Below are 24,273 nucleotides of genomic sequence, written 5' to 3' on the forward strand. Positions count from 1 at the left end.
TATATTGCCAGGCTTTTTTCGATATACTTACTATATTAAGATAAATCTTCTTTAATGGAGGCGATGGCTTTATCGATCTTTTCTTGAAAAGCCTCAGGGATTGATGCTGATGAATCAAGGCCGTGTGGAAAAATGTGTCGAACAAAAATGGGCTTATCAAGAACCACTTTTGCTTTTGGATTCTCTAGTGCCCCTTGTGTAGTATGAGCTTGAATACGCAAATAGTAGTCCGATTCTTCGTTGGAGAATTTCATATCAAAATTTGCTTTTCCATAGTCCCAGGACCAACGTACAAAACCTGCCTTGAGCATGGTTTTTTCTACATCACCAAAAGTACCTCGAATGCCTTTTATCCCGGTATCTGCTAAGATCATCGGATTTACTCCTCCTCTGGGTAGTCTTTCCACGGGGGATTCTTTATCATCATAGTATTTTCCAAGGAATCACGCAATATGACGGAGGTTGTCGAAGGGTTATCTACGATCAGAATTTTGGGTGAATCATTTAAGGAAATAAGGAAAGAAAGGTGTGATTGAATATGCATTCGATGAATGATTTGCGTGCGCGAATCGAAGCAATATTCCCTAAGATGGTTCAATTGCGAAGAGAATTCCATCAAGCACCAGAACTATCATTTTGTGAGGAGAACACTCCGCGTCGCGTTGCTGAAATTTTGCAACAATTAGGATTTCATGTACGAACAAATGTGGGTGGAAGAGGGGTAGTCGGTATATTAGAAGGAGGCAAGCCTGGTAAAACAGTGGCTTTACGAGCGGACATGGATGCCCTTCCGATCCAGGATGAAAAAGAAGATTGTCCGTATCGATCCCGTGTACCGGGCGTCATGCATGCTTGTGGACATGATGGTCATACGGCCTCACTCCTTGGCGTTGCTGAAATTCTGGCGGAAATACGTGAGGAGATAGCGGGAAGATTTGTCCTACTTTTTCAACACGCAGAAGAGGTTGTTCCAGGTGGTGCACAGGCGATGATTGCTGACCATGCCCTAGATGGTGTGGATGCAATTTATGGTGTTCACTTATGGACCCCTTTTCCTTATGGGATAATCGGTTTACGTGAAGGTAGACTGATGGCAGCTGCGGACTCCTTTCATATTGAGGTGATTGGGAAGGGTGGACATGGGGGACTTCCACATACCACAACGGATGCGATTGTGGCAGCTTCTCATCTCATCGTTAATCTACAATCGATTATTAGTCGTCGCCTTAATCCGCTACAATCGGGTGTCATCTCCGTGGGGCATGTTCATGGAGGAAAGGCCTACAATATCATTGCTGAACGTTGTGTAATCGATGGAACCGTACGTTCTTTTGATCCAGACATACGGCAAATGCTAAAAGAACAAATTGAACGCACCACCAAGCAAACCTGCGAAATGGTGGGTGCACAGTGTGAGATTCAATATGATTGGGGGTATCCACCGGTTGTTAATGATGGGACAGAAGCCAAAAGAATGATCAAGGTTGCCCAATCGATGATAGGGGATAAAAATACGTGGGAGATTTCACCTTTAATGGCGGGCGAGGACTTTTCCTATTATCTGCATAAAATTCCTGGCTGTTTTGCCATGGTGGGTGCTGGAAATGAGGAGAAGGGGTATACTTATCCGCATCATCATCCTCGCTTTAACTTTGATGAACGAGTCATGAAAACATCCGCTGAATTATTAATTCGTAGTGGCATCGATTATCTAACTACCCATGATCAAACCATTGTTCAAAATCTTTCGCGTTCCTAATCTTGATAAATCCCTCGAAATTAAGATTTTCTTATAGCAAATTTAAATCAGTGGTGGCGGTTACGAAAAAAATCAATCCAATTTTTAGTTGCGAAATAGATAAAAACTACAACTCCCACTATCAAGATGGCTGATAGTATTAAGCCGGGTATACCAAGTGCACTGATCAATGGGATTACCTCCGATTCCATTAAAAATACTTACTCAGTCAGAGATTTCGTTTGTTTGCTGACCATTAAATATCTGTGAAATAAAAGAGGCTTGAGATTGCAGTATTGCAACTCAAGCCTCTCATTTATTCTACTAAGGATACGGAATAGAAAGCAAATGTTTTCTACTACGATTGTAGTGATCAACAACTGATTTTCTTCTTAATCCCCAGAGACAATATCACGTTTGTTAAAAAGAATCCAGGTGAGCGCCATAAAGATTAGATAGTAGATAGATAATACGATGATGGAAAAGGAAAGGCTCATTCCCTCAAGGGGAGCACTTCCTTGAAAGTAAGGAGTGAGATCGATATTGGCAAACAAGATGTACTTGGCCCAGGATACATTCATTCCGCTTAGGATTCCGACGATGGTGTTCCCTGTAAAGGTTAAAAATATTGAAAGTCCTATCGCTAACGATGAGGATCGGAAGACCGTTGAAATCATGAAGGCAAAGGTTACCATCATAAGAAGACTCACACACCTTAAACCATAAAGCGTAAAGATATGCAGCACCATGCTTTTTTCCACAACTCCCCCATGTTCATACACGAGATATGGGGAGGATAAATTTCCTACACCATAAAGCAACGCTCCACAAGTGAGTGAAAAGAGGAAAAGTACGATTAACATTGAGACAGCAAAACCCAAGGTGGCTAGATATTTAGACAAAAGAATTTTAGACCGGGTGGATGAACGAATCATCAGGAGTTTGATCGTTCCCCAAGTAAACTCTCCTGCTACACTAATCGATGCGACAATGATTGTAAATAATACGATAAGCGCAGTAAGGGAGTCGGTATTTACCATAAATCCCCATAACGTTCCCTCATTCGGAGATATATCGTGATCGAGACGATATTGATTAAGTGCGATTTGTTCCTTTAGGGAATCGAGGTAAGGCTTAGGAAGATCCTCTTCTTGTAGACTTTGTTTGTCGTGTGTGATCTGCTGTTGAAGTTCTGTTTGCCAATTATTTTGTTTTGTGGGTGCTCCAAAGAGATAGCCGCTCTCATCATACTTGGTGATAGAGGCAAAGGCAATGGTGACCAGAATCAAAATGCCGATCATCGCAAGGGTGCCTGTTCGACGATAGATTTTCATATTTTCATTTTGTAGCAGTCTTAGAAAATTAGGCAATGCTATTTCCCCCTGTCATTTCAAGGAAGCGATCTTCCAGGGTTTGATTGATATGCATAATGGCATAAATTTTAATGTTCTCATTAACAAGAAAATGATTGATATCTGGTATTTTTTCATGTTCAACTTCCATGATAAGAGCATGATCTTGTTGTTCCACTGGGGTATTAAGAAATTGTTGCAAAAGTTGATGAGCTTTTTGAATGGGATCTGCGATGATGCGAATTTTGCGTGTGGGTTCATCCCTGAATTCACGCATTTCCTTTACACCAATAAGGGAACCATTTTGGATAATTCCAATGCGGTCGCACATGAGCTCCATTTCTGCAAGTTGATGACTGGAGACCAGGACAGCCATATTTTCTTCACGTGCTAATTGGAGTAAATGCTCACGCATCTCTTTGACTCCTTTTGGATCGAGGCCATTCGTAGGCTCGTCCAATATGAGCAAGGAGGGAGAATGAAGGAGCGCTTGGGCAATTCCGAGTCGTTGCCGCATGCCTAAAGAATAGGTTTTTACTTTGTCATGGATTCGTTTTTCTAATCCCACTTGGTTAACGACTTCATCAATCCGAGATTTTGGAACCCCTTTACACATGCGCCAGTAGTGAATCAAATTTTGATAGCCTGTTAAAAATTTATACATTTCAGGATTTTCAACGATCCCACCTACATGAGAAATTGCTTTCTCAAAGTGTTTTTCTAGATCATACCCAGCAATGGTTACCTTGCCAGCTGTCATATCGGCCAATCCTACAAGCATGCGGATGGTTGTTGTTTTACCCGCACCATTGGGTCCTAAGAACCCAAAGATTTCCCCTGGATAGATCGTTAAATCGATGTTGTTGACCAGTTTTTTGTTGCCAATGACTTTTGTTAACCCTTGCGCGTGTAAGACAGGTTTTTGTGACATGATCAACCTCCTATATGATGGTGGTTTTTATTTTAAATGATGGGTCAATCAATGATTTGTGGCTTTTGTATAGGTTTGGTTCATCCATTCGCGAATACCGACACCTTCCCGGGAACGTAAATCTTCAACGGCGATTTGTTCGATAAGTGCCCCTTGTCGAATGGCGATGATCTGATCAAGTAGGGGCTCCATTTCGTCCACTTCATGGGTGGTGATCACCAGTGTTTGCCGATCGAAGTCTACGAAAGAGATTAAGCCTTTGATAATGGAATCGCGCACCATAGGATCTAAGCCGGAGAGTGGTTCATCCATAAGAATGACAGGAGCTTTGCGGGCAAGAGTGAGCAGAATTTTAACTCTCGCCTGATTTCCTTTGGATAGGTGCTTAATGGTTGTTTTCGGATCCAGTTTCATAAAGTCTAGAATCTCATGGGCTAATGTGTGATCAAAATCAACAAATTGGGAGGCTTGCCAATTCATCATTTCGCCAATAGTAAAAAAAGAATAGGCGAGCTCTCTCTCGGATAGGTAAGCGACTTGATTTGCAATTTGGCGGGTGACTTTTTTTGAATGGAAAGAGACTGTACCATGGCTAGGTCGAACGAGACCCGCCATCAATTTTAATAGGGTCGATTTACCACTACCATTTTCACCGATTATACCAGTGATTGACCCTGGGGGTACTGTGAATGTAATATCCGTGAGTGCGGTTTTTCGCAGGTAACGTTTACTCACATTTTCAAGTTGTATCATGGGTAGACGCCTCCTCATGTTGTTCTAGGTAGTGGGTTAATCCTGATAGGATTTCCTTCGAAGTAAATCCCATCTCGTTCATCCCTTCGACGAAGGATGCAATTTGAGATTGGCGCATCTCATCCCGGAGTTGTTCAAGTCGTTCTTCATTTTCTGTAATAAATGTTCCTTGTCCCCGTCGACTCTCTACAATCCCCATTCTTTCTAACTCACTGTATGTGCGTTGAACGGTATTGGGGTTGACATTGGATTGGACTGCCATATCACGAACGGAGGGCATTTTATCACCAGGGTCGAGTTCATGTCGAAGAATTCGCCTTCGTATTTTTTCGGCGAGTTGTAAATAGATCGGGCTTGATTGATCATATTGAACAGCCACAGGTTTTACACCTCGACTTTCCGGTCTAAAATCCAACAAGCAATCGCAAATTGGATGATCGTCAACATTGTGATGAATCCTAGGACAATGAGATTGATATAAGAGTGAGTACCGATCTTCCATTGGCTATATACTACGGGAATCCATGATATTGCTGAATGAGCAAGACGAACTAAGATCCAGTTATAAATAAATAGCAAAAGGACATTTAGAACCCACGCCCACTTTTCAGTGAATTGACGGATGCCATGATACGTTGTCCATAAAAGGCAGACTAGGGATACTAAGAACAAGGTAATTAATAACACAATAGCGACAATATAAAGAAATGTGGTGAATGGAGGGAAGTTGATTGAATAGAACCCTTTATGATCCTGGTTGTTAAGAAACAGCGTAATCGCAATGCTTCCGATCAACAGTGGGATGAAAGTGAGGATAGCAATGAAGACTTTTGAACTAAGTAGTCGCCAGGCGGGCAAAGGATTATGAAGCCATTGATGAAGATTTTTTCCTTCAGTATGAAGGCCTGCCCAAACGAATGCAGGAACATAAAATAAGTAAAAAAATAACGAGAAGGCTCCCAAGTGAATTCCGCTATTCCACTGGAAGTGAGTAAACATACTCAGGAATAGAAAAATAGTAAACATAATAAAGCGGAAGCGAATCATTCGAAAATCTTTCTTTAACATTCCCAGCGTGGGTGACATGTGGACGTAACCCCCTTAAAAGTGTCTAGGAACTAAGGATAGCGTGTCACAAGTCATAATAACAGTGTACTAATCACCTAGTTCAATAATGTACTAATGTAATAATACACAAGGGCGCGGATCGTGTCAATTGGATTTTTTATCCAGAACATAGTGGGTTGCAAAGGCCATGCAATTTGTTTCAAACAAACGATTGTTTCTGGATATTTGGGAAATAATAGGGGATATCCTCCTTCACTATAATGAAATGGAAGTGACTCCTTTTGATGTATTTTGAGGTGTTTTATCAAACCATTTTAGCCTTTGCAACGATTCTTGTTTTGACCATATTTTTAGGAAAACAACAAATTGCTGAGATGACATTTTTTGAATACGTAAATGGGATCACCTTCGGTTCGATTGCTGCCGATATGGCAACGGATATTGATGATCATACATTGGTTCATTTTTTTGGTCTCGTCTTATTTGTGCTCTTAACCTTTAGCTTGTCCTATCTTTCTTTAAAAAGTCGTCGTGCCAGTCGATGGTTGCAGGGAGAACCTGTAATTGTAATATCCAATGGGAAAATTCTTGAGAATAATATTCGTAAAAACCGATTTACGATTAGTGAGATCATGCAATTGTTAAGAGAGAAAGATGTATTTGATGTCTCCAATGTGCAATTGGCCGTATTAGAGAGTTCAGGAGAAATGTCTGTGCTCTTAAAACCCGAGTATCAACCAATAACCGGAAAAGATTTAGGTATAAACGCCAATCAGTCCTTGCAAACACCAATGGAACTTGTTGTGGATGGGCAAGTCATCTATGAAAATTTGCGACACCTTGGAAAGGACGGTAAATGGTTGATGAAGGAGTTGCGTAAAAATGCCTCGGTCGGTTCTTTACGCAATGTGTTTTATGCGGCGATGGAAACCAATGGGGAGCTTTATGTAGATAAGCGAGAGGATTGAGGGGGTCTTCATTTAAGTTTTTTCCAGAAGGCGTATAAAAAGTGAGGGAGATAAAAATCATAGAACGTGAAAAGGAGGGAGTATGTATGAGCCAATTACGTGATATCATGACCAGTCAAGTAGCATCTGTAACACCACAGGATTCGGTTCAGCAGGCAGCTAATTTGATGAGTCAACTTAATGTTGGTGTGATCCCTGTAGTAGAGAACGGAATGCTTAGAGGCGTGGTAACGGATCGGGATGTTGTTCTCCGTTCGGTAGCGAATAATAATGCTGCCGCGATGGTTGCTGACGTAATGACAGCCAATGTGATTACGGGTACCCCGGATATGTCCGTTGATGATGCTTCACGCCTCATGGCAGAGAACCAAGTTCGTCGACTGCCGGTTGTCGAAAACAATCAACTTGTAGGGATTGTAGCCCTTGGCGATTTAGCTGCCCGAGAAACGTTTTCAGGGCACGCTGGTGTCGCTCTCAGTAACATTTCAAGTAATATACCAGATCCTGAGCCTGGGGAACAACTTACTTAAAACCCTGTTTGAAAATACGGTTATGAAGCGTCTACCGCTTCATGACCGTATTTTTTGTGGGTAAAAGTTCCATTCAACAAAGGGAGATTAACCGGTCATAGTAAGAGCACAAGGAGGGATACGATGAGGAAAGGAAAAAAAATTGTGCTCTTAGGAGCAATCATGGCACTTATGGGAATGTGTCGTTTGTTTGTAGAAGAAAGGGCGATGGCAAAACATCGCTGTAAACAAGGAATGGGCTGGACAGTCTTTGGTTTTGGAATGGCATTTTTGTGGATGAGTGGATGGATGTTTTGCCGTAGAAAGTGGATGAAGATGGATCTAGAAGTCGATTAATACACGAAGGACCGGAGGGATGGAGGTCCTCCGGTTTTTTTTGCGGACGGGACGGTAGTATCCGGTTTTGGATGATTGAATAATCGACAAGGCAACTTCGAATTCTAAGAAAGGCGATGAATGATGGGAGGCAATCATGAAGATGACGGATACGGATCACAAGCAGAAAACCAACTCACAACAAGAGAAAGAACAGAAAGATTATCAAGAGTTTGCGGGCAAGTATCGCCCAAAGCCAAAGGTATTGATTAATTGCCTCAAAGCATTCCTTATCGGTGGGCTTATTTGTGATCTGGGTCAATTGGTGCAAATCATGTATATTAAATGGTTTGATTTTGCTCCGGACAGGGCTGGGGATCCTACTGTAGCTACATTAATTTTTTTATCCTGTCTCCTGACAGGCTTAGGTATTTACGACGAAATTGGTCAGTGGGCAGGCGCAGGATCAGCGGTTCCTGTTACAGGATTTGCAAATTCCATTTCTTCGGCGGCGTTAGAACACTACACCGAAGGATATGTACTCGGTGTAGGCGGCAATATGTTTAAGTTAGCCGGTTCGGTGATTGTATGGGGAACGGTTTCCGCTTTTGTTGTTGGCGTTATACGGACCTTAATCACCATGATGACCTAAGGAGGGAGAAGTTATGGCAAAAAAGCGTATTGGTCAGCAAACCTTCTCCTTCGAGAGTGGAGTGAGGGTGATTTCCTCCGCTGCGGTCGGGGGTCCAAAGGAAGGAGAGGGGATTTTACATTCTGAGTTGGACCGTATCTATCCAGATAACTATGCAGGACAAGAATCCTGGGAAAAAGCTGAACAGAAAATGATGGAAGATGCTGTGGAGATGGCCATCAAAAAGATTTCGTTATCCAATGATCAGATTGATATCTTTTTAGCGGGGGACCTTCTTAATCAAAATATTAGTGCCTCCTTCACCGCACGTACGCATCAAATTCCCTTAATGGGCATGTTTGGTGCTTGCTCTGCATCCATGTTGACCTTGACCACAGGAGCCATGATGGTAGAGGCAGGCTTTTGTGATATTGCCGTTGTGGCTGCAAGTAGCCATAATAGCACAGCAGAAAGGCAGTATCGGTATCCAACTGAATATGGAGGGCAAAAGCCAGATACAGCGCAATGGACGGTAACAGGTTCAGGAGCGGGTGTGTTAGGGACAAAAGGCTCAGGTCCCAGGGTGCGTTTTGCTACGATCGGTAAAGTTGTAGACATGGGTTTAAAAAATCCCTTTGATATGGGGTCTGCAATGGCACCTGCTGCGGTTGACACGATTGAGGCGCACTTAAACGATACAGGAAACCAACCCCATGATTATGATTTGATCGTCACTGGAGATTTAGCCAGTGTGGGTCACCCCATCGCAACGGATCTTCTCGCTGATCGAGGGTATAACATGGGGAAGAATTTTAGGGATTGTGGATTGATGATTTATCGAGAGGATCAACAAAGTTTTGCTGGGGGAAGCGGTTGTGCAAGTAGTGCGCTAGTGGTTTACAGTCACCTCATTGACGAAATGAAGCGAGGAAAACTTTCTCGTGTGATGGTTGTGGCGACAGGCGCATTAATGAACCCGGTTACGTATCAACAAGGGGAATCGATCCCCTGTGTGGCCCATGCTGTAACACTGGAGATGGATTGATCATCAGGAGAGGAGGAATGGCAATGAGTGAATCAAATAAGTCGATCACATACCTTGCGGTTGGTGATTCACTGACGGAGGGAGTTGGCGCGGAACGACCGGATCGTCATTTGGTAGCTCAGTTATTTAGCAATATACGAAAAACGGATCACTGTCGGGTGCAGAATATGGGGATTTCCGGTCTTACATCGAAGGATTTATATGAATTACTACGAACGGCGGCTCTTCTAAAAGCGATTCCTAGGGCTTCACATATCACCATTACAACGGGTGGATGTGATTTTATTGACTGGTTTGAACAAGGAGCAGGGTTGACAAGTTTAATTCATACCATTCGCGGTGTTCGGAGCCATGCAGAAAAAATACTAACACTAGTTCGGCGCCTTAATCCGGAAGCTTCGATGCACATGATGGGCTTTTATGTACCCGTACCCGCTTATGAACTAGGTTTTGCAGTGGCATCAAAGGCGCTTCAATCAATGAATGTTAGTTATACACAATTATGCCGTAAGTTTGATGTACACATGGTAAATCCCTTCGAAGCATTTTTACACCGTCATGATTATTTTGCAGATGAGGTTCACCCTAATCAGCTAGGCTATGATGCGTTAGCTCACTTATTTTTACAACCGTTGACCAGCCAGGAGATGGTAGAGGTTGTACCCGTGGATCCCTCTCCAGAAGGTTCAATGTGTTAATCCTTATGATTAATCACCTTTTAGGCATTCAAACCATACCTTGAAGTACGTTCAAAGGCAGGGGATGGTTATGCAGGGAAACCTTCGAGAGGGAGGGGCACCTTTTTTTCGTCCGGAGCCCCTACAAGAACGAATGGAAACCCATCAAATGATTACTAAAAAAGAGCAGGAGCTATACTCTGAAAATGTGCGACATCAATTATTGTTAGCCCAAGTTCAAACCGCACAAAAGTTATTATCTTGGCTAGATCAGAGTCATGGTGAAAAGGATTTTCGAGTAGAAAAAGGTCTGATGATTTGGGAAGGATTACAAGAAAGCATACGCATCGAAGGCACTTCATAAAAAAAGTATATTGACACATTCTCGAAATGTATGGTACGTTATCGTCAATACTTTCTCACTTATACGCTTAAACGCGTTGAAGGGGATCAGTAAGAAGGGTGGAACTTTCCGATACCAGAGAGTCGGTGTAGCTGGGAGCCGATATCGGTCCCTCTTCTGAAATACAACCTCGGAGCTGAGGGGTCTCTTCGGAACTCCCTCCGGCCGTCCACCGTTAACAGGATGTTGTATGCCCATATGGGGTATGCAACCCTAAGTGGAACCGTGAGGTTCAAAAAGGGTGGTACCGCGAGACTCCTCGTCCCTTATGGGCGGGGATTTTTTGTTTGGATTTTAACTATCATAATAAATGGCTTTGAAAGGAGGATGTGCAGGATGATCATTGTTTTAGAGCAAAATGCTACCAAAGAACAAACGGATCATATTGTAGAGGCATTGGAAGCGAAGGGGGTACAGGTCCACTATTCTAAAGGAGTCGACAAAACCATCCTTGGCTTGATTGGAAATAAACAAACGTTATTGCAGATACCTGTCCAGCGGTTTGCTGGAGTGGAAAAGGTGGTTCATGTGAGCGAGCCTTTTAAGCTGGCAAGTAGAAGCTTTCATCCTGAACCGAGTCGGATTTCTGTTCGAGGGATTGAGATTGGTAATGGGAGTCCGGTGATGATGGCTGGACCATGTTCTGTAGAAAGTCGGGAGCAAATTCTACAAAGTGCCCATGCTGTCAAAAAAGCGGGAGGTCATATCCTGCGTGGAGGAGCTTTTAAACCACGTTCCTCACCATACTCCTTTCAAGGATTAGGTGAAGAAGGATTAAAACTGTTAGCAGAAGCAAGGGAAGAGACAGGATTGCCAATTATTTCGGAAGTGATGGATCCTGAAAACCTGGATCTTGTTGCGGAATATGTGGATATTTTGCAGTTAGGTGCACGGAACATGCAAAATTTCCATTTATTAAAAAAGATTGGTCGGACAAATAAACCGGTGATGCTAAAACGCGGATTATCAGCGACGATTGAAGAGTGGCTAATGTCAGCTGAATATATTTTATCAGAAGGAAATCCCAATGTAATTTTATGTGAACGAGGGATACGGACATTTGAAACCCACACCCGAAACACCTTGGACTTATCCGCGGTTCCAATCATTAAACATTTATCCCACCTGCCAATTATTGTTGATCCAAGTCATGGAACGGGTGTGTGCCGATATGTGGCTCCCATGTCACGGGCGGCGATTGCAGCTGGAGCGGATGGATTAATGGTAGAGATTCATCCTAAACCGGAAGAGGCACTTTCAGATGGACCGCAGTCCCTTACTTTAGAAAACTTCCACGGGTTAATGGATGATTTAGCCTCCCTGCAAGTGATGGGATTCAGTAACCGATAATCGTCCCCAAAGTGGTTCCTAATGGTGGGCACCTGCATAGGCTAGAAGAGAGCCTACCAAATGGGGTGACAAATGTGACGACGAATGAATCGGATGTTGAGCAATCACAATTGCCAGCATCGTCCATTTCCTCCTCTTATCCAGGAGGAGGAAATGGACAGCTGAATGCTCCCGTGTTTCCTTATCAGGGATATCAACCTAAATTGCCTTGGACACAACCTGGGATGCAACCCAGAATACCATGGACACAACCTGGGATGATGCCTGGAATGCAGCCAGGGATGATGCCTGGAATGCAACCTGGGATGATGCCTGGAATGCAACCTGGGATGATGCCTGGAATGCAACCTGGGATGATGCCTGGAATGCAACCTGGGATGATGCCTGGAATGCAGCCTGGGATGATGCCCGGAATGCAGCCAGGGATGATGCCCGGAATGCAACCTGGGATGATGCCCGGAATGATGCCCATGGGATTCATGGATGAAATGCCTCCTATGGGTCCTGGATTGATGCCTCCATTTCCCCCTGAAGCAGGAAAAGAAGAGGGTGGACTTAAATCGCCCCTTGCTCGAATGTTTCGTGGACGTGGACGAAGGGGAAGAGGATTCCTCGCTCAGCACATGTCCCAAGTGATTGGTCAAGATGTACAAATAGAGACTTACGTTGGGAGCTTAGAAGGAGAAGTAATCTCTATCCATCCTGACCATATGATTGTAGAAAAAGATGATCGCAAAATTCATGTTCGCTGGGATGCGATTGTGTACGTCTCACCCATGGAAAAGAAATAAAACAAGCGGCTATAAAAGCTGCTTGTTTTTTTATGCTGGGCATAAGAGATGATCTATGGGTCAAGCTTCTTTTTAGGCGTGGGTATCGAAGGATGAGAAGGGGAGGTTCGCACCCAATCATATTGAGCGTAACGCGATGGAGGAGCCAGTTCCATCCATTCTCTCAAGTTGACTAACATGGTTTGATAATCAGGGGGCACATATGGAAAATCACAACGGGTATTTACGAGACTTTTGTTTGAGCATGGCGCATTATTCGGTTGAATAGGTGCTCGATTACCAGGAAAGATGTCTTGGATGGTGAGGAGAAGATCGTGCTTCGATATTTTTTTGCGCACACAAAGATGAACAAGACCGGATAATGGATGTTCAATTGCCCAATGAATACATTTGGCAAGTTCTAAGGTAGTGACACCATTCCACCATACATTGCGAAAACCCTGTACTGGCTTTCTCTGATTCATATACCAGTGAAAAAGGCCGATTCCTTTTCGTAATTCGGGACCAATAATCGAGGTGCGGATAAGGAGATGTCTGGGATCAATATTTTCTCCACGCTTTTTACTTTCTGGATAGACACCGCTAGCATCGCGTGTATCAGATTCTCGATAGTCACCAGAAGCGCCTGAAAAAACGCAATCGGTGCTAATATGGATCAGTTTAAAACCAAGGGCGATACCGTAGTTAGAGAGCAGTTGTGGTAGCTCTCCATTAATTTGGTCTGCCCATTGAGGGTGATTTTCAGCATCTTGATTGAGTAAACCGATTGCATTGATGACCAGGTCGGGTTTAAGTGTGAGTAGCAGTCCACTGAGCCGGTTGGTATCCAAGGCATCTAAAAAGAGCCGGCGGTGTGTTGATTTTTCAGATCGAGAAGTGGCCCAGATTTCATAGGAGGTGTGTTGGATCAAATAATCCTGGATCATGTGACCGGCCATACCATTTGCTCCGATCACCAGGATTTTCATTACATCAAACCACCCTTCTTTAAGAGTTTTTCAATTCCTTTATCATCCATCAAGTATTGATCCGAAGAGTAGCTACTAAATGTGGCTGCGGAAAAGTGGCTATATTGTTGACGCACTAGGGGAGAGGAGTGAGGCGAAAGAATAACATAATATTGCTCATTATATTGATAGGTGGATTGGCTTTCATAAGCAGAAACTAGGACTTCATGAATTTTTTCACCCGGTCGAATTCCAATCTCACGAATGGTGGGCTTGGGAACACCAAAATGCTTACCCATGACTCGGATAAGATCCAGAATGCGACAAGATTTCATCCGCATCACAAAAATTTCTCCACCTTTGGCAGCTTGAGCAGCTTCAATTAATAGGTCGATGGCTTCATTGACGGTGAGAAAAAAGCGCGTCATCTTTGCAGAAGTGAGTGGAATTTCTTGTCTGCGTTGTAGCAAGTCTTTAAAGAGAGGAACTACACTGCCATTGGTGCCAAAAACGTTACCTCCACGGATACAAACGAAGCGAGTATGAGGACTCCAATCGTTGGCACGGATGATTAATTTTTCACCAATGGCCTTGGTCATGCCATAAAAATTGACTGGATCACATGCTTTATCAGTGGAAACATCAACGACTTTTTTTACTTTGTGACGAATGGCTGCACGGATAATATTTTCTGTACCGACTACATTGGTCTTCAATGCTTCATCAGGTTGATCTTCGCAGATGGGAACATGTTTTAGTGCTGCTAAATGAAAAATGATATCGACACCTTTACAGGCTTCATATATTGCATCTTCATCTCTGACGTCGCCAATAATAAACTTCACTCGGTTTTCATTAACAGGTAATGAACGTTGCATTTTAACTTGTGAGAATTCATTCCGGGAAAATACACGGATTTCTTTGGCCGCTGTGTGAAGAAGTCGTTTGACAAGATGTTCTCCCCAGGAACCCGTACCTCCTGTGATTAACATGATTTGATTTGTATACATCGATAATCCTCCTATGCTAAAGGTTGTTCAAATGAGGGTTCCTAATGCTGTAAGCGTGAGAAGAATTGGTTAGACATATATGACGCATAAGTTGGTACAGTACATACAGCCAACCTTTTGGATTTCAGGGTAGTATTAAAGCTTCTATACTATATTCACAGGGTTGGAAAAAGACTAGGTAGGTAACGGGTGGAAGATAAAGAAAAGGCATCTGTCCTTTGAAGAATGGAGTAGTGTAGATAGCAAAGAGACGCCTGAAAGGATACAGACGTCAATAGAGGCGAAGATCATTTTCTCCTTTTTATTCTCTTTCTTTTGATTCTTCTTCGGACTGGAGATGGATAGCCCTTAATAAGCGGTTTCCCGCCGTAGTAGGCATCACAAAGACGTTTTACATTTTTGGCCATCCATGGGGAGTTCATTCGTTCGGGAAAGCGATTGATGATCAAGCACATTCGATAGAGTGTGAGTAATAGAGGCGCTACGTTTCCTTTTTTAATGAGATCATCGACAGAAGAGAAGGAGTGGCGTAGATCAGGTTGAATCAAACGACCCATGGTTTGTTTTAAGTGGAGGTCACTAGCGGGCCAAGGTAAGTCAAGTTTTTTCGCAATATGGTATAGAGTGCCATGTCCATTTGCGAGGAAACGATCATAGTGGATAAGCACACGACGAGTGCCTTGGGAATATTGTAAAGAATTGAGAGTGTGTAAAGCCCACATGTGTAGGGACTTCTTTACTGAAATATGATCCCTTTTTAAGAGAGAGGATGCTACATCGATCGGATTGCGTACGACCAGGACACAATGTAGATCAATGCCAAGCTCCTTAAGAATGGATTTCCATAGGGGAAGGAGAAGGCAGGTTCGAGGATCTTTCCACATCCAAAGGGTTTTACCAGCAAAATCACGAACGATGATATTTTTTAGACGGGCTTTATAAGGAAGCATCTCTTTGGTAATCCACCAACGAGGGGGAAGTGGGCGAGTTGTATCCCAGGAACTTTTTAGTTTCTTCATAATTTGCTTGTGAATCTGTACAATTTCGAGATGTTCCCAAAAGCCTGTGGGGTTTGTTTCATGAGGGGGCATTAGGAGATTAGGTGTTCCTACATAGGGACCTAATAAGTTAACAGCACGAGTCAGTAATGAAGTGCCACTTCGGTGCATTCCGAGAATACAGATCGCACGGGGTTTTTGTGATACCAAGGCGAAGTCCGACCTCCTTCCAACATCCTTGTTTACCATATGATTGGACAAAGAGGACAGTGCTTGCGCAAAAGTTGATTTTTTACTTGATTACTAATTTCGGGCGAACAGGAAATCCCCTATGGAAATACCATAGGGTGATAACTGACTTTATGGAGAAAGTGGGAAGTGACTGGAATGCGGCTGTTATTCGTTTACTCCGGTCTGCAGACAATGTCCCGATTGGGAGAAAATGTTGTGAGTGCTTTCGAGAAACTGCAAAAAAATATGAGGAATTTTAGTTTTCAGCCTCATTATACAACTTCGCACTCTTTACCCTCCTTAGCAGAAAAAATAAAACGGTTTCGTCCTCATATTGCCTTGGTTTTTTGTAAAGATGCTCACCCAATCACGGCACATATACGCAAGTGGGCCCCAACAATTCCAATTGGACTTTGGGTGGTTAATGATCCTTATCATCTAAAGGATTATGAATGGATGGTTTCATCCTATGATTTTATGCTTACCCAGGATTCTGGGTGTGTCCCCTACTATCGGAGGGTGAAGAAGAGGCCTTCCTTTCATGTTCCTCTGGCAGTGAATCCCGCCGATTATCGACCGATGAATGTACCCTTATCGTATCAGTCAGACATCTGTTTCATTGGCAGTGCATGGCCAGGAAGATTGCCCGTCATTGACCGTTTGCACCCGTTTTTACTGCAGAAGAAATTTATTATCATCGGTGATGGATGGGAGAAACTAAAGCATTATCAACAATTGAAGCGAGGAATCATCAGTAAAAAGATTCCTCCGGATGAAGTTGCCCGCTATTATAATGGAGCGAAAATTGTTTTGAATATCCATCGTACATCCGATGATCTGGGTCGAAATCCACGCAAGTTACCTGCCCGAACGCCTAATAATCGGACCTTTGATATCGCAGCTTGCGGCTCCTTTCAATTGGCTACCAAACGGGCTGATCTTGGCCGATTTTATCAAATGAACAAAGAGATGGTAGATTACTTGGGGATTGAGGATCTGAAACGGAAGATGATCTATTATCTTCAGCATGAACATCAACGAAAAGCCATTGCAAGAGGTGCGTATCGCCGCACCCTGAAGGAGCATACGTATGTTGCCCGTATGCGCAAGTTAGTGGGGATTTTACACGGATACTTGCAGAAGAGGAAAAGATAAATCCAACCTGATCACAAAGCAGGTGGTATCGATTGCGTTTATTATATATCGCTTCAGGGATCCCCTCCCTTGCTGATTTGGATCCGAATCTGATTAATGGTTTTCAGATGCTTACAAAACAACGTCCTGATTTTCAGGCTACGGTCTTCCAACCTAAAAAACAACCCATTCAACGGTTATTTCATCTCGTACGGAAGTTTCGACCGGATAGTCTTTTTTCTCTAAGGGGTCAACTACCTACTGCTGCCGTTTGGCGTTTACGTAATATGGGATACCCGATTGCGCTATATATTGTGGATGACCCTTATTCATATACCAATCATCTTAAAATGGCGAAACCTTACAGTTGCATTATCACCCAGGACGCAGGTGCCGTTCCTTATTATCAACGCCGTGGGATCCCTAGTCTTCATCTTCCGTTGGCGGTAAATCCTTCTAAATATCGACCCCAACTGATTAATGATCGTTACCGATCTGATATTTGTTTTGTAGGAAGTGCGACGGATGCACGAGTGGCCATGATTGATCGGATGGCGGGTCTCTTAGAACAACACCGTTTTCGCCTTATTGGTCGCTGGTGGGACCGTTTACGTCATTATAAAGATTGGAAGGATCGGATTATTAATCATCCGCTTCCTGCTGATGAAGTGGCCCGGTATTATAGTGGCGCCAAAATTGTTTGGAATTTTCACCGTGCTTCCGATGATGTAAATCGTAATCCACAGAAGATTCCCGCATGTACACCCAATAATAAAACCTTTGAAATTGCGGCATGTGGCGCTTTTCAGTTAATCTCTCATCGAAGAGACTTAGGGAAATACTACCGAATCAATCAGGAGATTGTCTCTTTTCGAGGTTTGGCAGAGCTGGAACGAAAAACTCGTTACTATCTTCAACATGACGCGATTCGGGAAGGAATGGCCCGTAAGGCGCGGATGAGAACGATGAAGGATCATACCTATCGTGTTCGTCTCACTGAATTTTTACGCGATTGGAAAGCAATTCAGCCACGTCTGCGACGCAGAGCTGCGCGATAGATCTTTTCATTAATGGAGAGGGAAGTGCTTATGCGCCTACTCTTTATTTCACGAGGGATTGGTTCTTTGGCCAATCTTAACCCCAATATGATTACAGCCCTCCGTCGGTTGGAGCGGGAGCTGCCTAGCTTTCAGCTCGTATCGCTTCCTACATTTGATAAAAAACAGTTGGATCGGGTGGTTCGTCGCCAACGACCGGATATCGCCTTAGTCATGCGAGGTTTTGCAGTGCCGTCTTCCCTCATTCATTATCTACGTGAGAAGAGAATCCCAGTTGGCGTTTGGTTGGCGGATGATCCCTATCATCTAACGGATAGTTTTCATATTGTCCGCCCATACCACTTTGCAATTACGCAAGAGGCAAGTTGCGCACCCGTTTATCGATCACGAGGAAAACCGTGTTATTTTCTACCCTTAGGGGTGAATCCCTCCATCTATCGCCCCATGACAGTGGAAAAGAAGTATGAAAGTGATATCTGCTTAATTGCGAATGCCTTTCCCGCCCGAATTCAGATTGTCGACCAATTAGCTCCTTATTTAAAAACGAAACGTCTTGTTCTCATCGGCAAGTGGTGGGATCGTTTAAGAAACTACGGATCGTTGCAACGGTTTGTCCAGCATACAGAGGTTCCACCAGCAGAGGTCGTTCGCTATTATAATGGAGCAAAGATTGTCCTAAATATCCATCGTTCATGCAATGATATTAAGAAGAATCCTAAAAATATCCCCGCGTATTCCCCCAATAACCGGACCTTTGATATCGCAGCTTGTCGTTCATTTCAATTGGTGAGTCACCGACGTGATCTCAATCAATTTTACCATGTTGGATCGGATATAATTTCATATCATACGCCTGTGGACTTGGTGAAGAAGCTAGATTTTTATCTTGACCATCCTGAAAAAAGAAGAGTCATGGCAGAAAGAGCCTTTCGGCATACGCTTCGAGAGCATACCTACGATGTAAGGGTCCGTCGCCTATATCGGATTCTACATCACTATCTCACCACGTATAAGCGTAAACCAAAGAGACGAGTGAAATACCGGTTAAAGAAGAAACGAAAAAAATGAAGGGGTGTAACCACCATGCGTTTTCTTTATATCGCTTCAGGGGGACACTCCTATTCCGATCTCGATCCAAATTTTATCCAGACCTTTCGCAAACTTGCAAGTGAGCTGGATTGGTTTCATTTTCAAGTGTATCAGCCCAATCAAGAGAGTCGCAGCCAATTGACACACTTGATCCGCTCCTTTCGCCCAGAGGTTATTATATCGCTACGGGGGGCATTAACCCCCCAGGAAGTGATGCATTTTCGCAAGATGGGGATCTATATGGGTCTGTGGATCGTCGATGATCCCTATCTTCTTAAATTGCATCAACGTCAAGTGGTACCCTATCATTTTATGGTGACCCAAGAGGCGAGTTGTGTCTCTTTCTATCGAAAGCGAAAAAAAGCATGCTTTTATTTGCCGTTAGGTGTAAATGAAAAAACCTATCGTCCGCTCCAAGTGGCTCCGCACTATCGCTCGGATATTTGCTTTGTAGGAAGTGCTTTACCCGCACGGATCAAAACGATCGATACAATCGCTAGTTTTCTGCAAGGGAAGAAATTCATTTTAGTAGGTCGCTGGTGGGAGCGTCTAAAAAACTATCATCGACTAAAACATGGCATTATTAATCAGACCATTCCCCCAACGGAAACCGCCAAGTATTATAATGGAGCCAATATTGTATTAAACATTCACCGTACCAAAAATGATGTGCGTGGGAATCCTTATGGAATGCCAGCAAATACACCCAATAATCGGACCTTTGATATTGCAGCTTGTCGTTCATTTCAGTTGGTGAGCCATCGTCGGGACTTACACCGATTTTTAAAAGTGGGCCACGAGGTTGTCTCGTATAAAGGGCTTGTGGAATTAAAACAAAAGGTTCACTACTATTTAAAGCATCCTGCCAAACGGGAACAAATTGCAATACGTGCCTATCGTCGAACCTTGCGTGATCATACCTACACCCGAAAAATGCGGGGCTTTCTGCATCAGTTAAGGATCCACATGCAAAAGGTTCGTACCACATCGGAGGAAGATGGCTTATTTGAAGATATAGAAAGTCCACAAGATGGAGATTTCCTCAATGAGGGGGAACCACTAAATCAATAAAAAAGGGAGCTGCCTGACGCAGCTCCCTTTTTTATTGATTTACGGGTGCATCTTTCCAAGTTGGTGTGGAGGGGCATGAAAATCGGAGCCACCTGTGACGAGAAGATTAAACTCCTTTGCTAGCGCTTGATAACGACCGGCATCATCAGAGGTATGAGACCGGTGCCATACCTCAATTCCATCAAAGGAATGGGACTGCAATAAAGTGTGTACAAGGGGATCGTCTCGAATGAGTCCAGGATGTGCGATGACTGCTTGACCGCCTGCTTGATGAATGAGTTGGATTGCTTCTTTGGGATGAAGCGTTCGCTTCGGTACAGCTGCGGGTCGATCATCGGCTAAGTAGCGGTCAAAGGCATCACGAAGATCATTCACGTATCCATGATGAACTAGGGCACGGCCAATATGCGGTCGACCAATGTTTCCTCCTTCTGCGAAGACAAGTATGTCGGACATGGTTAAATGGATATCCATTTCTTTAAGACGGTCGAGAATCGCCTGTGCTCGATTTTTTCGGCTGTTGCGGAAATGTAGGAGTGTTTTTTCAAGGTCATCACATTGATCAAGGTTATATCCAAGGATATCGATGGCCTGCCCTTCATAGCGCGTACTTAATTCCACACCAGGGATAATCGTTATCCCATGGAGTACTCCCGCTGCGGAAGCTTCTTTGATACCCAGCAGTGTATCATGATCCGTAATGGCGATGGTGGATAGTCCTGTTGTTTTCGCCAGTGCGACGATCTCTGCTGGGGGTAAGGTGCCATCGGAGGCAGTGGTATGAATATGCAGATCAAAGGTACCAGGAGATAGATTGTTTAAGATTTGCATGACGATCCTCCTTATCACTTTTTGTATGTTCTAGCATATCGAAAAGGTTGGATGGGTGCTAGTCTTTTAAAAGGCTGATGATCGCATGAAAGTCGGTTTACATGGTCTTATTGTCTTCCGAAGGAAGGGTAGCTTCTACTTGCATTTCGCCCTGGGAGATTTCATGGTGAGCGATCCCTCGTCGATTCCTTGCTTCCCGCAAGGCTCGTTGAAGTGCCCTTTGAAATCGAATTTTGCCTTCGGGAGATTCTAACTCGGTGGATACACTTTGAGGGGAGCGGTGACGATAGGCCATTAAGACAGGGGACAGGTATCGAATATCACAAATCTCGGACATGCGTAACCAATAATCATAGTCTTCTACAGGTGTTAAGCGATATTTTCCTACCTTTTGTGCAACGGCTTTGCGATAGAGGAAGGAGGCGCCGATAAAACAATGTTGTAGAAGGTGCCTTTTGTGTAATCGTTGCCGTTGACGAAGTTGTTGATAAAAGGCAGGGGAGTACATGGGTTTTCCCTTCGCATCGATGTAACGATAAGAACTATATACGAGGCCGACTTTGGCAGGCGCTTTGATCATTCCCTGTCGCAAAGTGCGAAGAAAGCTTGGATAGTAGATATTGTCACTAGAGACCCATGTTAGGTAACGGATTGATGGCATTTTGTTAAGGAAGGTAAACCCATCATTGAGCGCGCTAGCAATTCCTTGATTTTTCGCTTTGCGCAATATGGAAACACGTGGGTCTCTTTTGGCGAAGTGCTGAGCGATCTGTTGGGTAGGTCGATTGGCGCCATCCAATACGATGATCAAGCGGAAGTGTCGATAATTTTGCGAGAGAATGGATTGGAGTGCAAGCCGCAAATATGCAGGAACTTGGTTATAAATAGGCATGACGATGCCGATATCCATCGGATTTTCAACCCTTTCTCATCGTGAGGAGTGTTTTTATCATCGAGAACAGGCGTTGACGATAGAGCTGCATACCATAAGCCCTTTGAATCGTATGACGATTTCGTAATCCAACATGCGAGCGAAGGTTTGTACGTTGTAATAGAATCGTTGCTTTCTGAGAAAGGGAAGCGATATCTCCACGCTCAGCTAAAAAGCGTCCATTGTTTGTTTTTCGAAAAATTTCTTCTAGCCCACCGGAACGATAAGCGATGACAGGCTTACCAAATGCCATCCCTTCTAATGCAGTCAGACCAAATCCCTCATTGATTAGACTGGGAACGATGAGAAGGTCTAAGGCTGGATAGATTTGCCGAAGATCTTCAATGGGTGGAAGAAGGTGAAAACGAGAAACAAGGGGGGGTTTTACGATTTGACGACATTGTTTTTTAAACTGGGCGAGTCCCCCAGGCAGATTGGTACGAACGATGATATGAATAGGTAGCTGTTCCAAGGGGAGCTGAGAAGCGATCCGCATAAATTCGGAATAGCCTTTATTATGGGAGGCACGTAGGGAGACAAATCCGACGGCAAGGTCTTTCTCTGTCAGCCCTAAACGGGATCGTATCTGCCTGCGAAAGCGAGGCCATGTTTTGACCGCCTGTTCAGCTTTGTCATTCCATGCTGGAGGGATAAGGTAGGTGGGGAGTTTACGCTTTAGGTAGGGTCGAAATCCAAGGGTGTTGTCTGATATTCCTAGAACTGCTGTTGCATGATTCGCCATAAAACCAAGAAAGTTAGGGAGTGATTTGGAATGGGGGATGACTTCTTGTAACCACCATAATACAGGAATTCCTGCATGATGAGCAGCGAGTACAGGGACGGTGTTTACTGAAGTATTCACGATGGCTAATCGAGGGTTAATGGTACGAATCAGTTGGATGAGCTGTTTGACGGGTTGATGGCGGTGAAATTGTTCAAGGGCTCCATCAGGGTAGCCTTGTTTGGACAATACCTTACTGAAGGATTGATAACGGAGAAGCGTGACTTTACAACCAAGTGTGTGGGCGACTTTCGTTAGAGGGGAAGCACCTGGTGCGATTAAATGACATTCATAACGGGGAGCAAGTTCTTGCATCATCGTAAGTAAGGTCTTTTCTGAGCCGGATAAGGGGCCACCCTTCGCAAGATGTGCAAAAAAAAGGATGCTGGGTCGTTGAGCGTTGTGGGTAACACTTAATTTTTTGGGAACAAAGATACGTGGGTTTTTACCTTTTCGTAGGTGAGGGTCATGGATTGTTGGATGTGAAAATTCCTTTGAAACAGGGAAACCAGGGAGGATTTCAGGAAGACGAATCCAAGGGGGGGATATTCCATCAGACATGAGAGCAGCCTCCTAGAACCATGTTGACTACAATCTCCGATACATGATCGCTTGTGTATTCCACAGGAGGGGACCAATTTCGTTGACCTTCGGTCATCATCGTTACACTAAAATGAATTTGTTCAGGAGATAAGCCTGAAACAACGGCACCGCCACAGGTAATGGTTTCCGGGCGTTCAGTGCTGTTTCGAATGATGACTGCAGGAACCTTTAAGATACAGCTTTCTTCCTGTACGGTTCCACTATCGGTGATGACACAACGAGCATGCTTTTGCAAATGAATAAAGTCAAAAAAACCAAAGGGCGGTGAGAGGAGAATGCCAGGGTGTGTGGGGAGAATGCCAAATTGATTAATTTTATCCCGTGTCCGTGGATGTACACTGACAACTACAGGGATGTCCTCACTTTGAGCGACTCGTTGAAGCGCGTCCATTAAATGGGTTAGGCGTTCTTTTTGGTCTACATTTTCCGCACGGTGGGCAGTTACAAGAATATACTTTTTGCTTGTTAATCCAAGTGATTTTAAAATCGAACTTTGATTAATCTCCTGTGTATGGTGCTTAATCACTTCATAAATGGGATTCCCTGTCACCCATACACGTTGCGATGGGTATCCTTCTTTAAGAAGGGTTTCTCGACTTTGAGCAGTGTATGGCAAATTAAAGGTAGAGACGGAGTCGATGAGGCGCCGATTGATTTCTTCAGGCACACGGGGATCAAAGCATCGGTTACCTGCTTCCATATGATAAATGGGGATTCCCATACGTGCGGCTGGGATGGCACAAAGTGCACTATTGGTATCCCCTAGAACGAGGATACTATTGGGCTGTTCCCTCAAAAAAACCTTCTCTACTTCTTTAAACATCACCCCTACTTGGGCACCAAATGTTTGTCCGCCTGATGTAAAGTGATAATCAGGCGAGCGTAAACGTAATTGTTTGAAAAAAATATCACTCAGTGTGGGTGCATCGTTTTGTCCTGTGTGCACCAATACGTGCTGGGTAGCTAAGCGATCCAACTTCGGGATAATGCGACTTAGGCGAATGATCTCGGGACGTGTGCCAAGAATGGTAACCACT

Annotated in this window: 27 protein-coding genes and 1 other annotated feature; of the genes, 14 read left to right on the top strand and 13 right to left on the bottom strand. The window is 43.9% G+C overall.

The features are described from left to right. Positions 1-35: 35 nt before the first annotated feature. Positions 36-374 carry a YugN family protein gene (locus CHX35_RS08485; protein ID WP_091836551.1) on the bottom strand — a complete coding sequence of 113 codons (339 nt, stop codon included), beginning with the start codon at positions 372-374 and terminating at the stop codon, positions 36-38. Between the two features lie 164 nt (positions 375-538). On the opposite strand from CHX35_RS08485, the gene CHX35_RS08490 reads away from it, so the two are divergent. Next, positions 539-1,759, top strand: a complete 1,221-nt coding sequence (locus CHX35_RS08490) for a M20 metallopeptidase family protein (RefSeq protein WP_245838707.1) — start codon at positions 539-541, stop codon at positions 1,757-1,759. Between the two features lie 371 nt (positions 1,760-2,130). Here the strand turns inward: CHX35_RS08490 and CHX35_RS08495 are convergent, their stop codons facing one another. Genes CHX35_RS08495 through CHX35_RS17260 form a run of 5 tightly spaced genes read right to left on the bottom strand, consistent with a single transcriptional unit; the run spans position 2,131 to position 5,860 of the window. Beyond that, entirely contained in the window at positions 2,131-3,108 is a 978-nt protein-coding gene (locus CHX35_RS08495; RefSeq protein WP_091836553.1) for an ABC transporter permease, read from the bottom strand. Further along, a complete protein-coding gene (locus CHX35_RS08500; RefSeq protein ID WP_091836555.1) occupies positions 3,101-4,021 on the bottom strand; it encodes an ABC transporter ATP-binding protein in 921 nt (306 codons plus the stop codon). The genes CHX35_RS08495 and CHX35_RS08500 overlap by 8 nt, the downstream gene beginning before the upstream one ends. Positions 4,022-4,069: 48 nt before the next feature. After that, on the bottom strand, positions 4,070-4,774 hold the full coding sequence (locus tag CHX35_RS08505) for an ABC transporter ATP-binding protein (RefSeq protein WP_091836557.1): 705 nt from the start codon (positions 4,772-4,774) through the stop codon (positions 4,070-4,072). After that, positions 4,761-5,153 (bottom strand): GntR family transcriptional regulator, encoded by a 393-nt coding sequence (locus tag CHX35_RS08510; protein ID WP_245838708.1) that lies wholly within the window; start codon positions 5,151-5,153, stop codon positions 4,761-4,763. The genes CHX35_RS08505 and CHX35_RS08510 overlap by 14 nt, the downstream gene beginning before the upstream one ends. Before the next feature lie 5 nt (positions 5,154-5,158). Beyond that, positions 5,159-5,860: a hypothetical protein gene (locus tag CHX35_RS17260; RefSeq protein ID WP_140413578.1), complete on the bottom strand. Its 702-nt coding sequence runs from the start codon at positions 5,858-5,860 to the stop codon at positions 5,159-5,161. Between the two features lie 266 nt (positions 5,861-6,126). Here CHX35_RS17260 and CHX35_RS08515 point away from each other — a divergent pair, with 266 nt between their 5' ends. From CHX35_RS08515 to CHX35_RS08555, 9 genes are all read left to right on the top strand, one after another. Then, positions 6,127-6,810: a DUF421 domain-containing protein gene (locus CHX35_RS08515; RefSeq protein WP_091836560.1), complete on the top strand. Its 684-nt coding sequence runs from the start codon at positions 6,127-6,129 to the stop codon at positions 6,808-6,810. 86 nt (positions 6,811-6,896) lie between these two features. Further along, positions 6,897-7,340 (top strand): CBS domain-containing protein, encoded by a 444-nt coding sequence (locus CHX35_RS08520; RefSeq protein WP_091836562.1) that lies wholly within the window; start codon positions 6,897-6,899, stop codon positions 7,338-7,340. A gap of 123 nt (positions 7,341-7,463) precedes the next feature. Continuing rightward, positions 7,464-7,676 (top strand): hypothetical protein, encoded by a 213-nt coding sequence (locus CHX35_RS08525; RefSeq protein WP_091836564.1) that lies wholly within the window; start codon positions 7,464-7,466, stop codon positions 7,674-7,676. Positions 7,677-7,812: 136 nt separating this feature from the next. Then, positions 7,813-8,307 carry a stage V sporulation protein AC gene (spoVAC, locus tag CHX35_RS08530; RefSeq protein WP_425435317.1) on the top strand — a complete coding sequence of 165 codons (495 nt, stop codon included), beginning with the start codon at positions 7,813-7,815 and terminating at the stop codon, positions 8,305-8,307. A gap of 13 nt (positions 8,308-8,320) precedes the next feature. After that, positions 8,321-9,331: a stage V sporulation protein AD gene (gene spoVAD, locus CHX35_RS08535; protein ID WP_091836565.1), complete on the top strand. Its 1,011-nt coding sequence runs from the start codon at positions 8,321-8,323 to the stop codon at positions 9,329-9,331. A gap of 23 nt (positions 9,332-9,354) precedes the next feature. Further along, the gene (locus tag CHX35_RS08540; RefSeq protein WP_176391983.1) at positions 9,355-10,029 is read left to right on the top strand and encodes a GDSL-type esterase/lipase family protein; all 675 of its coding nucleotides are present in this window, start codon (positions 9,355-9,357) and stop codon (positions 10,027-10,029) included. 70 nt (positions 10,030-10,099) lie between these two features. Then, positions 10,100-10,372 (top strand): hypothetical protein, encoded by a 273-nt coding sequence (locus CHX35_RS08545; RefSeq protein WP_091836569.1) that lies wholly within the window; start codon positions 10,100-10,102, stop codon positions 10,370-10,372. A 67-nt stretch (positions 10,373-10,439) separates the two neighbouring features. Further along, positions 10,440-10,681, top strand: a binding site (T-box leader). 66 nt (positions 10,682-10,747) lie between these two features. After that, on the top strand, positions 10,748-11,761 hold the full coding sequence (gene aroF / locus CHX35_RS08550; protein WP_091836570.1) for a 3-deoxy-7-phosphoheptulonate synthase: 1,014 nt from the start codon (positions 10,748-10,750) through the stop codon (positions 11,759-11,761). Between the two features lie 74 nt (positions 11,762-11,835). Next, positions 11,836-12,552, top strand: a complete 717-nt coding sequence (locus CHX35_RS08555; RefSeq protein ID WP_091836572.1) for a DUF2642 domain-containing protein — start codon at positions 11,836-11,838, stop codon at positions 12,550-12,552. Between the two features lie 53 nt (positions 12,553-12,605). On the opposite strand, the gene CHX35_RS08560 is transcribed toward CHX35_RS08555, so the two are convergent. The 3 genes from CHX35_RS08560 to CHX35_RS08570 form a co-directional block, all read right to left on the bottom strand. Next, positions 12,606-13,520: a dTDP-4-dehydrorhamnose reductase family protein gene (locus CHX35_RS08560; protein WP_091836573.1), complete on the bottom strand. Its 915-nt coding sequence runs from the start codon at positions 13,518-13,520 to the stop codon at positions 12,606-12,608. Further along, positions 13,520-14,509: an SDR family NAD(P)-dependent oxidoreductase gene (locus CHX35_RS08565; protein WP_091836575.1), complete on the bottom strand. Its 990-nt coding sequence runs from the start codon at positions 14,507-14,509 to the stop codon at positions 13,520-13,522. Before CHX35_RS08565 ends, CHX35_RS08560 begins: the two co-directional genes overlap by 1 nt. Before the next feature lie 287 nt (positions 14,510-14,796). Beyond that, positions 14,797-15,717 (bottom strand): sulfotransferase family protein, encoded by a 921-nt coding sequence (locus CHX35_RS08570; RefSeq protein WP_091836576.1) that lies wholly within the window; start codon positions 15,715-15,717, stop codon positions 14,797-14,799. Between the two features lie 237 nt (positions 15,718-15,954). Between CHX35_RS08570 and CHX35_RS08575 the strand changes: the two genes are divergently transcribed. From CHX35_RS08575 to CHX35_RS08590, 4 genes are read left to right on the top strand one after another with little or no spacing between them, the layout of a single operon-like run. Beyond that, the gene (locus CHX35_RS08575; protein WP_176391984.1) at positions 15,955-16,893 is read left to right on the top strand and encodes a CgeB family protein; all 939 of its coding nucleotides are present in this window, start codon (positions 15,955-15,957) and stop codon (positions 16,891-16,893) included. 32 nt (positions 16,894-16,925) lie between these two features. Further along, positions 16,926-17,930, top strand: a complete 1,005-nt coding sequence (locus CHX35_RS08580) for a CgeB family protein (protein WP_091836579.1) — start codon at positions 16,926-16,928, stop codon at positions 17,928-17,930. Positions 17,931-17,960: 30 nt separating this feature from the next. Continuing rightward, positions 17,961-18,998, top strand: a complete 1,038-nt coding sequence (locus CHX35_RS08585) for a CgeB family protein (protein WP_176391985.1) — start codon at positions 17,961-17,963, stop codon at positions 18,996-18,998. Positions 18,999-19,013: 15 nt separating this feature from the next. Continuing rightward, the gene (locus CHX35_RS08590) at positions 19,014-20,090 is read left to right on the top strand and encodes a CgeB family protein (RefSeq protein ID WP_091836583.1); all 1,077 of its coding nucleotides are present in this window, start codon (positions 19,014-19,016) and stop codon (positions 20,088-20,090) included. A 39-nt stretch (positions 20,091-20,129) separates the two neighbouring features. On the opposite strand, the gene CHX35_RS08595 is transcribed toward CHX35_RS08590, so the two are convergent. The 4 genes from CHX35_RS08595 to wecB form a co-directional block, all read right to left on the bottom strand. Next, on the bottom strand, positions 20,130-20,921 hold the full coding sequence (locus CHX35_RS08595) for a PHP domain-containing protein (RefSeq protein WP_091836585.1): 792 nt from the start codon (positions 20,919-20,921) through the stop codon (positions 20,130-20,132). A gap of 97 nt (positions 20,922-21,018) precedes the next feature. Beyond that, entirely contained in the window at positions 21,019-21,831 is an 813-nt protein-coding gene (locus CHX35_RS08600) for a glycosyltransferase family 2 protein (protein WP_091836587.1), read from the bottom strand. A gap of 7 nt (positions 21,832-21,838) precedes the next feature. Beyond that, positions 21,839-23,194: a glycosyltransferase family 4 protein gene (locus CHX35_RS08605; RefSeq protein ID WP_091836589.1), complete on the bottom strand. Its 1,356-nt coding sequence runs from the start codon at positions 23,192-23,194 to the stop codon at positions 21,839-21,841. Further along, the gene (gene wecB, locus CHX35_RS08610; RefSeq protein WP_342743128.1) at positions 23,187-24,272 is read right to left on the bottom strand and encodes a non-hydrolyzing UDP-N-acetylglucosamine 2-epimerase; all 1,086 of its coding nucleotides are present in this window, start codon (positions 24,270-24,272) and stop codon (positions 23,187-23,189) included. Before wecB ends, CHX35_RS08605 begins: the two co-directional genes overlap by 8 nt. Position 24,273: the final 1 nt, after the last annotated feature.

It is taken from the genome of Marininema halotolerans (assembly GCF_900116235.1).
Classification (GTDB): Bacteria; Bacillota; Bacilli; order Thermoactinomycetales; family DSM-45169; genus Marininema; species Marininema halotolerans.